Annotated in this window: 8 protein-coding genes; 3 read left to right on the forward strand and 5 right to left on the reverse strand. The window is 55.6% G+C overall.

The window, feature by feature from the left end; genetic code table 11:
- Nucleotides 1-400: 400 nt before the first annotated feature.
- Nucleotides 401-2071 carry a tetratricopeptide repeat protein gene (locus tag GV827_RS22545; RefSeq protein WP_164356474.1) on the forward strand — a complete coding sequence of 557 codons (1671 nt, stop codon included), beginning with the start codon at nucleotides 401-403 and terminating at the stop codon, nucleotides 2069-2071.
- A 406-nt stretch (nucleotides 2072-2477) separates the two neighbouring features.
- Here GV827_RS22545 and GV827_RS22550 read toward each other — a convergent pair whose 3' ends face one another.
- Nucleotides 2478-3272 (reverse strand): pyrroline-5-carboxylate reductase family protein, encoded by a 795-nt coding sequence (locus tag GV827_RS22550; RefSeq protein WP_164356476.1) that lies wholly within the window; start codon nucleotides 3270-3272, stop codon nucleotides 2478-2480.
- Nucleotides 3273-3733: 461 nt separating this feature from the next.
- Here GV827_RS22550 and GV827_RS22555 point away from each other — a divergent pair, with 461 nt between their 5' ends.
- Together GV827_RS22555 and GV827_RS24170 are read left to right on the forward strand one after the other, a co-directional pair.
- Entirely contained in the window at nucleotides 3734-4978 is a 1245-nt protein-coding gene (locus tag GV827_RS22555; protein ID WP_204326054.1) for an adenylate/guanylate cyclase domain-containing protein, read from the forward strand.
- 327 nt (nucleotides 4979-5305) lie between these two features.
- Nucleotides 5306-5527 (forward strand): adenylate/guanylate cyclase domain-containing protein, encoded by a 222-nt coding sequence (locus GV827_RS24170; protein WP_164356480.1) that lies wholly within the window; start codon nucleotides 5306-5308, stop codon nucleotides 5525-5527.
- Nucleotides 5528-5569: 42 nt separating this feature from the next.
- On the opposite strand, the gene GV827_RS24175 is transcribed toward GV827_RS24170, so the two are convergent.
- The 4 genes from GV827_RS24175 to GV827_RS22575 all read right to left on the reverse strand — a co-directional run bounded on the left by GV827_RS24175 (nucleotide 5570) and on the right by GV827_RS22575 (nucleotide 9141).
- A complete protein-coding gene (locus GV827_RS24175; protein WP_408056277.1) occupies nucleotides 5570-5851 on the reverse strand; it encodes a DUF6455 family protein in 282 nt (93 codons plus the stop codon).
- A gap of 946 nt (nucleotides 5852-6797) precedes the next feature.
- The gene (locus GV827_RS22565; RefSeq protein ID WP_164356482.1) at nucleotides 6798-8474 is read right to left on the reverse strand and encodes a recombinase family protein; all 1677 of its coding nucleotides are present in this window, start codon (nucleotides 8472-8474) and stop codon (nucleotides 6798-6800) included.
- Entirely contained in the window at nucleotides 8471-8908 is a 438-nt protein-coding gene (locus tag GV827_RS22570; RefSeq protein WP_164356484.1) for a DUF2924 domain-containing protein, read from the reverse strand. Before GV827_RS22570 ends, GV827_RS22565 begins: the two co-directional genes overlap by 4 nt.
- Nucleotides 8908-9141: a DUF3489 domain-containing protein gene (locus GV827_RS22575; RefSeq protein WP_164356486.1), complete on the reverse strand. Its 234-nt coding sequence runs from the start codon at nucleotides 9139-9141 to the stop codon at nucleotides 8908-8910. Before GV827_RS22575 ends, GV827_RS22570 begins: the two co-directional genes overlap by 1 nt.
- Between the last annotated feature and the right edge of the window lie 479 nt (nucleotides 9142-9620).

Here is a 9620-nt window from a genome sequence, read left to right on the forward strand (position 1 = left end):
GGAGATTGCGTATCCGGAGGTAAAATCAGGAGTGACTGGAAAGAGCTTGCTCTTGCTGAAGTTGAAGGGGAAGTCACGGATGGGCTAAGGCCTACTTCATTGTGGTAGGTTTGTGGGAGAAACCGGCCCATACCGGACCTTGGGCGCGGTCCTGGCTTGCGGCATTTGCTGCCCGCTTTCCGGACATTCGCTGCAAGTGCTCGATGTCGATGATGTCTAATGTCGGGAACGCGGACAAACCAGTCACATTCTGCACATTCGCATTTCAGGAACTATTGAGCGTCCAGCTCCAGCTCGATCTGGCATCGGACCAATTCGCCAAATTGTTGGCTTTTCCGAACGTTTAAAGAATCACCAACTTCAGGCTACCCTGTGCCCATTATTTCAGGGGGAACTATCAATGGACTACTTTGACGTCGACGTTTACTCGCGCAAGATTACGACTAAATCAAATGATGCACAGCTCTGGTTCGACCGCGGACTTGTGTGGACGTATTCATACAACCACGAGCAGGCCATCGAGTGCTTCCAGAAAGCGCTGGAGCATGATGCTGACTGCGCGATGGCGCATTGGGGCATCGCTTATGCTGTCGGTCCAAACTACAATTTCGAATGGTGGATGATGGACCCGGACACCAAGTCGAATGCCCTGGCGACAGCATATGACTGCACACAGGCGGCGCTTGCTCTGGTCGACAAGGTGACCCCACCCGAACGCGCGCTGATCGAAGCCCTACCAGCCCGCTACCCGCAGCGCGAGACCATCGAAGAACAAAAGCCTTGGAACGATGACTTCGCCGCCGCGATGAAAAAGGCATACGAAGCCCACCCAAACGACATCGAGGTCGCCACCGTCTACGTGGAGTCGATCCTTAATCAGACACCATGGAAGATGTGGGACATCTGGAAAAACACAGTCGCCGAAGGGGCCGGCACGGTCGAGGCGCAGAAGGTACTGGAGAAATTCGTGGATACGCCCGAAGGCCGCGCCCATCCCGGTATTCTCCACTTGTACGTTCATTTGATGGAAATGGCGCCAACCCCCGAAAAGGCGCTGATGGCGGGCGACTACCTGCGCGAACTGGTGCCTGACGCTGGCCACCTGATCCACATGCCAACACACATCGACATCCAGTGTGGTGAATACCGTGACACCCTGTACTGGAACCAGAAGGGCATCGAGGCCGATCTCAAGATTGCCGAACGCCAAGGGCGCATGAATTTCTATACCGCGTACCGTGTCCACAACTACCATTTCGCCATCTATGGCGCGATGTTCCTCGGCCAGTACGAACCGGCGATGGCCGCCGCTGAAGAGATGATCCGTGAAATCCCGGTGGACCTGCTGAAGCTGGAAAGCCCGCCCATGGCCGACTTCCTGGAGAGCTACATTTCCATGAAGACCCACGTTCAGATCCGCTTCGGCAGATGGCGCGACATTATTTCCGAACCGTTGCCCGAGGATCAGAAGCTGTACTGCCACACAACCGCATCCCTGCACTACGCCAAAGCTGTTGCGCATGCCGCACTGGGCGAGGTTTCAAACTCCGAAGCAGAACGGGCCAAATTCACGGTGGCGCGAGCGAAGGTGCCCGAAAGTCGCTACCTTCACAACAACCGCTGCGTCGATCTCCTGGAGGTGGCGGAGCAGATGCTGGACGGTGAGCTTGAGTATCGGAAAGGCAACTATGATGCCGCCTTCGCGCATCTCCGAAAAGCGATCGAGTTGGAGGATAATCTGGCCTACGACGAACCGTGGGGTTGGATACAGCCAGTGCGTCACGCGCTCGGAGCCCTGACGCTCGAGCAGGGCCGGGTTGAGGAAGCCGAGCAGGCTTACCGGGAAGACCTTGGCCTGGCTGGCAACCTGCCGCGCGCCTGCATCCATCCCGACAATATCTGGAGCCTAAAGGGCCTCGATGAATGCCTGCGCCGCCGTGGCGCCGGAGACACGGCAGAAGCGAAACTGATCCGCCAGCGTCTGGAACTCGCCATGGCCAGGTCCGATCTGCCTGTCGGAGCGTCTTGCCATTGTGCGCAGGCAGCCATGGATGCGGTGGCTGCGGAATAGATGCCGCACGTATGAAGATTTGTCGCTAAACTGGTCTCGCCTCATGAAGCTAAGCCATGGGGCGGACCATCGCGAAGATCTCACAGTCACAAGCCAAATTTGAATGACCGCTTCGGGCTGAGGGCACTGGATGAGTGAGGTGCATGGGAGCCACTGGGAAGTGTTGCCAAGATTTGACCCGGCTAACTAGCAACCCCCATGCGTCTAGCCAGCTAGTTCACTCGCTTGGGTTGTAAAGAAATTAATCTTTCGTGCTATCGTGTTCGTCTAACGTCCGCTTTTATTAAAACCAGACATTCCCTGAAATCAGCTGAATGGCAGAGTTGCGGGACTTTCCGGATATTGCGAAAACTATTTGATGGTTCGCAGCGCACCCCAAGGCACCAAATCAAGCTTCCGTAATCTGCTACATCGATCTTGCTTTGTCTGCTGCCGCTAGAAGCCCATCACTAATTGTCTTGGCCAAGGTTGAACGCTCCATCGCAATTAGCCCGGCGGCAGTCGTCCCAGCATAATCAATCATCCAACGAACCTGGTCGGCAGGGCTGGCGCTGTCGGCAGCTAACATTGTTCCGCCGGCAAGGAAAAGTTGACGAATGGCCCGATCAGCGACATCAGGCGCAATACCTTGGCTTGTGGCATGATCCACCATGCACTTCGCAAAATAGGCGACAAAACCGGGAACCGGGCCAGTCATTGCGGTGAAGTGATCGAGCTGTTGCTCATCGAAAATCTCATCCGTTGTCCCGCACGCCCCAAAGATTTTTCTCACGATATCTCTGTCGTTCGACGTAATTTCTGCGCTTGCTATCCAAGGTGAATACGCCATGGACAAGGAAGCTGCCGGACTGCTCATGGCCCGCACGACACGAACAGCCGCTGTCTTGGATTTCATTTCATCAATCGTCACGCCAGCCATAACTGAGATGACCAACCTGTTGGGTGCGCGGATGTCGATGTCAGGAAATCGAGCAGGCGGCACGCATAAAATGATGACATCGCAGGCGTCCACCAACTCCTGATTATCTTTCGTAAAGTGAATAATCGAACTTTGTTCAACCCCAGATGCATTGCCACTTCTGTTTGAAACCCAGAAATTCGATTGTTCAAACGACCCGCTTCCAAGAAGGGCACTAGAAATCGCCGATCCGAGCATTCCTGAACCACCGATGATACCAATTGTGTTGCCAGTCGGTGCCATTGAATTTCTCTCTTTGCGTTTAGGTCACAGCTTCTGAGAATTCACCGGTTCGTGTCAATTGTTCACAGGAGAGTGGTGGTCACCAAGGGCTCGAAGCTGCCTTCCGTATCGCAGCATGATCTTTGTTCCTCAGGCCAGCGCAATCGACGAGAACGGCCCTTACCGGCTATTGAACCAGCCTTCCAATGCCGCAGCGCGGCTTTCCGCATTGCTGCCATTCGTGCGTCACGCAGCATTTTGTCCACTAAAAAATTCTATTCAGTTCGAAATTTTTGATTATTTCCGCACTATCAGGACAACCGCTACCGTTCGGCTGTAGAATTATCTTGCGCTTGCCTTTCTTAAGGCACTTTCCATCAAGAAGGCTGGAAAGGGGTGCTTTTTTATGCGGGTAATGCTCAATGACTTCGATAGTGTCATCGCCTACCCTGCCTTCTGGCATGTCAAAGATGGAGATTGCAGTGGAAAATTGGTACCCGATAAAATTCGACCCCGACGTCGAACATGCCTACGCCCTGCAACTGCTGCAACGATTTATTCCGCTTGGCAGGCTGGCGACAGTCATCGGCCTCGTTGCTTTTATAGGCTTTGGGTTTTGGGATCTGATGTTGGACCCCGATGCGCTGAGCAAAACTGGTCCGCTTCGCGCTGCGACAGTACTCCACTTCGCGATATGTATCAGTGTTTCATTCCTGCCGATCATACGCACCAGTCCCAGGTTGTGGACGTATTTCATGATGTACACGTACCTTGGTGTGGCGATTTTGTTCCCTTTGATATTAGCGCAATTGCCTGGCGGGTTAGTCGCAGGTGTGGGCGGACTTACGACTGGAATGATATTCGTTCCGGCGATTACCAACGGTGTGCGCCAGGCCTCAATCATTCTGGGCGCATATCTTTTTGCTGCTCTTGTCACGATTGCTCTGGCGGGCGGTACATCCTTTGAGGTTGTGAATGCGATTGCCTGGACCAGTGCTGGCGTGGGATTTGCGATTGGTTTTGCCTATTTGTTGGACGTTATCAATCGGCGGGCCTATCACCTGGAACGCTTGTTTGAGGAGGAAAAACGTCGTTCCGAGGCACTGCTGCTCAATATCCTGCCTGCCGAAATCGCGACCCGTTTGAAAGCACAAGAGGAACCTCTCGCCGATAGCCATGAAAGCGTGTCTGTCCTGTTTGCTGACCTCGCGGGCTTTACCGACATCTCGCGGAAAATGTCGGCTAATGAGCTTGTGAACCTGCTGAACGATCTGTTTTCCCGGTTTGACACACTTGTCGCAGAACACGGTGCAGAAAAAATCAAAACCATTGGTGATGCCTATATGGTCGCTACGGGTCTGCAGGGCAGCATCGCCGATCACGCCGAGAAAATAGCTGACCTTGCGTTGGGGATGCAGGAGGCCTTTGGCGATTTCCGCCAGGATAAAAACGTCGATCTGAAATTGCGGATCGGCGTGCATTCCGGAGCCGTCATCGCGGGTATCATCGGTAAGCAGAAATTCTCCTACGATCTTTGGGGAAATACCGTCAATGTTGCCAGCCGAATGGAATCCGAAGGCATTCCCGATCAAATCCAGATGTCGGCCGAGACCTGGCAATTGTTATCTGACCGCTACCAATCAACACCGCGCGGTGAAATCCAGATCAAGGGGCACCGACCCAGAGCAACCTATATGCTTGATGGGTTAAAGAAACAGGCGGTTTAACTGCCCACGGCGGGCCCCAATCTGCCTACCACAGCGCAAAAAGAACACTCGATCAGCGGCTATTTGAATGTCTGCTCTCGCCGTAGACGCACTCCCACCTCGCACCCGCAGCGAAATTCCACAGAATCGGCTCCCACCAGCCATTCGCTGCAGCTTGTCTGAAGGTCCGCTCTCATTCCAGAACCTGGCGTCTGTCCAGAACAACCTCCCCGACCACATACCTGAACCCCCGCCTGCACCAGTCAGCACCCGCCAGCGGTCTGTGAGAGGTCACAGAGACCGCCAGCACCTGTCAGCAGCCCGTCAGAGGCCTTCTGATCTACCGAAATGCCCCCGAACAAGAAGCTGTTCTATGACGTCTGGGGTGAGACGGTTAACACAGCCAGCCGGATGGAGAGCCATGGGGAGCCGGGACGTAAACAGGTGACAGGGCCCGCCCATGAGGAGTTGGCAGAAGACTACCTCTTCGAGCCTCGGGGCACGGTGGAGGTGAAAGGCATGGGTGAAGTCGAGACCTGGTGGCTTGTGGGGAAGAGGACCTCTGAATAACCTCATAAGTACCCATACGCGTTGGATACATCATGGATGGCTCTAATGGACGCTAGCCATTTCTGAAAGCCGTATGAACCTCTCTCGGTTCGGGCAAAAGAATGGTGGTGGTGTGCCCTGAGCTGCGTCTGCCAGCCACAGTCTACAGGCCCTGGTAGCAGAACATTCATGGCAAGTGATGATGCCCTTCCGAATGTCCTCCTGTACGTCTTTCGAGTGACGGCCATAGGCTAACTCTGCACCTGTCACACTTCGCATACTGCGCCAAAGTGCCATCCGTTCGTCGAACCTTCTAATCCAATCTTCGGACATACTTGGACCCATGTTTCACTACTCCTTGCAGCCTCAAGGCCTTGGAATAACGAAGAATGCAGTTGCTTCCTTGATCTAGCACAATCTCAGGAATTCCGGGTTGGTTACACCTCGGACTTCACAAGTCATTCGCGGCACCGTCTTGACCGAGTGAATACCCCTATGAACTTGCTTCTCCACCACAACCACATAGGCAACCCCTCCTACCCCCCACACCCGTTCCACCCGTAGCACCCATTCTAAGCCTCCCGGGTAGGTCTCCCTCCTTGCCCTCCCCCTTCCTGATACCTTCTACTGCTTCCATTACTCATACCTAATTCCTGGGTATGGCCCTCTCACCTTATCCCTAAGAGAGACCCTCCCAGCAGGTCCTATCCCGTCCATCCATAGTGGTGATGTAGCAGGCCTGAAGCGGTCATAAGGGGCTGACTTCCTCCTATCCAGGAGGTCACCAGAGAGAGCCAGAGAGGGCTTCCTAATGATGTTGATGACCATGACAGGCAGTCGGCTTGGTGGCTCTAAGAGGGGCTCTGATTGCCTCTCCGGAGGTACGGCTGGATTGTGCTGATGGCCTACCAATACCTCCCAAAATGCCCCCGAAAATGCCCCCTTTTTCGGGTCGTCTCCGGTAACTCGATGAAAGGTATCGCGGGGCAAGGTTTCCTACCATCCCAGCCACCACCTCCTAAGATATCGATGTAATGTAGAAAAACGGATTTTCTGCGGGCAATTCCGGCCATTTCAGAGGTGCCATTTTACCCCAGACCGACCAATCTCCGATATTCGGCATAATTCTCCCAAAAGTCTGGAATCGCCATTTCCGCGGTAGCAGTTTGGCGGGTTTCGATGGTGAGACCATCGCCGTTCTTCGAGGTCGGGATTGAGAGATATCAAATCTGCACGCCGATGTATCCGGCAGCCAGATTATTGATGCATAAATTGGTTTGGATGCAGTGGCTTACAGCGTCGCGAAGGCGTCGCGCTGCTCTGTCCAGATCGGCGGGAACGCATGCCGTTTCAGCCAGTCTGATGTCATGCCGACAGGCTGCCGGCCTTCGCGGATGGCTCTGATGATGTCAGGCGCGAGGAAGGCCAGTTCTATCAGTTGCTGAACCCGGCGTTTCGAAACACCTTCGGTCTCGGAGATTTCGGCAAAGGTTTTGCCCGACCGAACCAGATCGAAGTATCGATGAGCACGGGCAACGTTGCACAAGAGCGTGGCATCGATTTCCGCCGGCGCATCGCCGATGATGAGTCTGGTTTCCACACCCCGCTTGCGCTGTTGGAACGGGGATCTGAAGGTCAGCACGTCTTCGTCGATGCGCGCGTGATCCACATCGATGACAAACGCAAGATGCTCTCCCGAGAGCGCGACACAGATTTCACCCGGCATGATGTCGATGCGTTCGATCAGGTTCAAACAGAGACGCCTCATATCTTTGTTTGCGGCGGCGTCGCCAACGGCCAGTCGGGACAACCGGGTTCCGATCGTCGCGGTTTCATCTGCAGCAGCATCAACCAGGATACCTGCGCGCACTTCTGGTTGATTGAGATGTCGCCGGATCAGATCAGCAACTTTGTCTTCCAGCTCTGGTGCAGGCAACCGCCATCCCGATGGATCACGTGGTGCCGTTCCGCGTACCAGCCGATGGGATACGTAGTAGCGCAGCTTGCGACCCTTCGCCGTCTTCGAATGGCTTGGGGTCAGAATATCCCCGGTCTGATCGAAGATCTTGCCGGCCAGCGGTGAAGCCGATGCTCTTGCACCCTTCCGGTTCCGCCTCGTGAAGGTTCGATCTTTCGCTGCATCAGATCGGAGCTGTTCCTGGATACTGTCCCAGACCTGCGGGTCAATCAGCGGCGGGTGCTGCCCGGGATAGACTTTCGCGTGATGCCGGATGCGGCCGGCATAGACGGGGTTGGTCAGGATGTAATGGATGTGGCCGTAGCTAAATTGCGCACCGCCTTTTACCCTGCCCGAGATCAGTGTTCTGACAGGGGTCTTCAGACCGAAGGCATCGACAGCTTCTTTAACAACGCGTGTGTTCCGGTGTTTGAGATACAGGTCATAGATCCTGCGGATCACCTCGGCATCCGGCTCGGCGATCTTCAGGGACCGGCCGTCGGCGGCATAGCCCAGCGGCACCGTCGCGCCCATCCAGAGGCCTTTGCGCTTCGAGGCTGCGATCTTGTCGCGGATGCGCTCGGCAGTCACTTCCCTTTCGAACTGGGCAAACGACAGCAGCATGTTCAGCGTCAGCCGCCCCATGCTGGTGGCCGTGTTGAAGGACTGCGTGACCGAAACAAAGGACGTGCCCGCTGCATCGAGCCGCTCGACCATCTTGGCGAAGTCTGCCAGCGAACGCGTGAGCCTGTCGATCTTGTAGACGAGGATCTGATCCACGGTACCCCTGTCGATGTCCGCCAGAAGGCGCTGCAAACCCGGGCGTTCCATGCTGCCGCCGGAGAGACCGCCATCATCGTACCGGTCCGGCAACAGCACCCAGCCTTCTACTTTCTGACTGGCGATGTAGGCAGCGCAGGCCTCGTATTGAGCATCGAGTGAGTTGAACTCTTGCTCCAATCCATCCTCTGAGCTCTTGCGGGTGTAGATGGCACAGCGGATCTTCTTCATGCGTCCGTCCCTGCCCTGCCGTTGATGCCGAAGAACCGCGGCCCCGACCAGCTGGTGCCGGTAATCTGTAGCGCGATGGCCGACAGCGACTTGAAGTGGTCGCCATTCATCAGGAAGCCGTCTTCCTTGACCTCGACCTGGTACCGCCGGCCGTTCCATTCCCGCACGAGCTGCGTACCGGTTTTGATCACGGGTGTCGGGGGTCTGACCTGTTTGCCGCCACTTGCGGATTTCAGGGCGCGTTTCACATCGGATGACAGCCCGCCAAAAACCCGACACTGTTCATGCCAGATCAGCGCCTTACGCATGAAGATCATCGACAGAAAGTGCGGCGGGGCGTCGCCAAACGCCTCCGCCCAGGCCACGCGCAGGGCGGCTCGGTCCATTTGACCGAGCGCGTCCCAGCGCGCAGCGATGTCCTCGTTGCCCGTCATCAGGCGGCATCCGCCGGTTGTGCCGTGATGCGGTAGCTCAGGGGGTCACCCTGCCCCTGTTTCTCAGCGGAGATCTCGAATCCCGCCTTGCGCAGGCCGGTCAGCGCCGCCCGCGTCGTATGCGACTGCCAGCCGAGTTTTTCGCTGATCGTGGCGACATCCGCACCGGCCTTCCGGTTCAGCATCTGGATAAGCTGCGCTTTCTTGGTTTTTGGTTTCGATGATTGTGTCATTGATCTTCTCCATCTGGTTGATGCAGGTCGGAAGTGATCCTGCTACTGACCAGAGCCCGGAAGCCCGGGCGGAGAAGGCGGCACACGGCGCCAGGTGCGTCGCGACACGGACAGTACCGCTCTGTTTGGCGTACAAGTCCAGTGGAATAATGGCCGTTTAACGTGGAAAAGCAGTCATCCGACAGAAATGCTCAGATGACCGAGTCGAGCCCAGAGCCGCCGGATCAAAATCCCGTCCTTCGCAAGTGCAGCAACAAAATCGACTGAAGCCATCAGCTGCATCGCAGCGAGAAAAGCAGACATTGGTCGCGACCGCAGCGAATTTCAGGGGGTCTATGACCGAGTTGCGGACAAACCCGCCGTCGAACAAAAAAATGTTCAGACCATTCCCAACTCATTCCTTTAGTCCAGCCGATGAATTAGGTGCTCGCCTTCAAGCCCTTGCAACTGCACCGAAGTGGTGTAGGCAAAGCGGTAAT

It is taken from the genome of Sulfitobacter sediminilitoris (genome assembly GCF_010667575.1).
In the GTDB taxonomy this organism is placed as follows: Bacteria; Pseudomonadota; Alphaproteobacteria; order Rhodobacterales; family Rhodobacteraceae; genus Sulfitobacter; species Sulfitobacter sediminilitoris.

What these genes read in the sequence shown, in the direction of transcription:
- GV827_RS22545 (WP_164356474.1), top strand. Translation starts at nt 401, where the DNA reads ATGGACTACTTTGACGTCGACGTTTACTCGCGCAAGATTACGACTAAA.
- GV827_RS22550 (WP_164356476.1), bottom strand. Translation starts at nt 3,272, where the DNA reads ATGGCACCGACTGGCAACACAATTGGTATCATCGGTGGTTCAGGAATG.
- GV827_RS24170 (WP_164356480.1), top strand. Translation starts at nt 5,306, where the DNA reads ATGCCCCCGAACAAGAAGCTGTTCTATGACGTCTGGGGTGAGACGGTT.
- GV827_RS24175 (WP_408056277.1), bottom strand. Translation starts at nt 5,851, where the DNA reads ATGGGTCCAAGTATGTCCGAAGATTGGATTAGAAGGTTCGACGAACGG.
- GV827_RS22565 (WP_164356482.1), bottom strand. Translation starts at nt 8,474, where the DNA reads ATGAAGAAGATCCGCTGTGCCATCTACACCCGCAAGAGCTCAGAGGAT.
- GV827_RS22570 (WP_164356484.1), bottom strand. Translation starts at nt 8,908, where the DNA reads ATGACGGGCAACGAGGACATCGCTGCGCGCTGGGACGCGCTCGGTCAA.
- GV827_RS22575 (WP_164356486.1), bottom strand. Translation starts at nt 9,141, where the DNA reads ATGACACAATCATCGAAACCAAAAACCAAGAAAGCGCAGCTTATCCAG.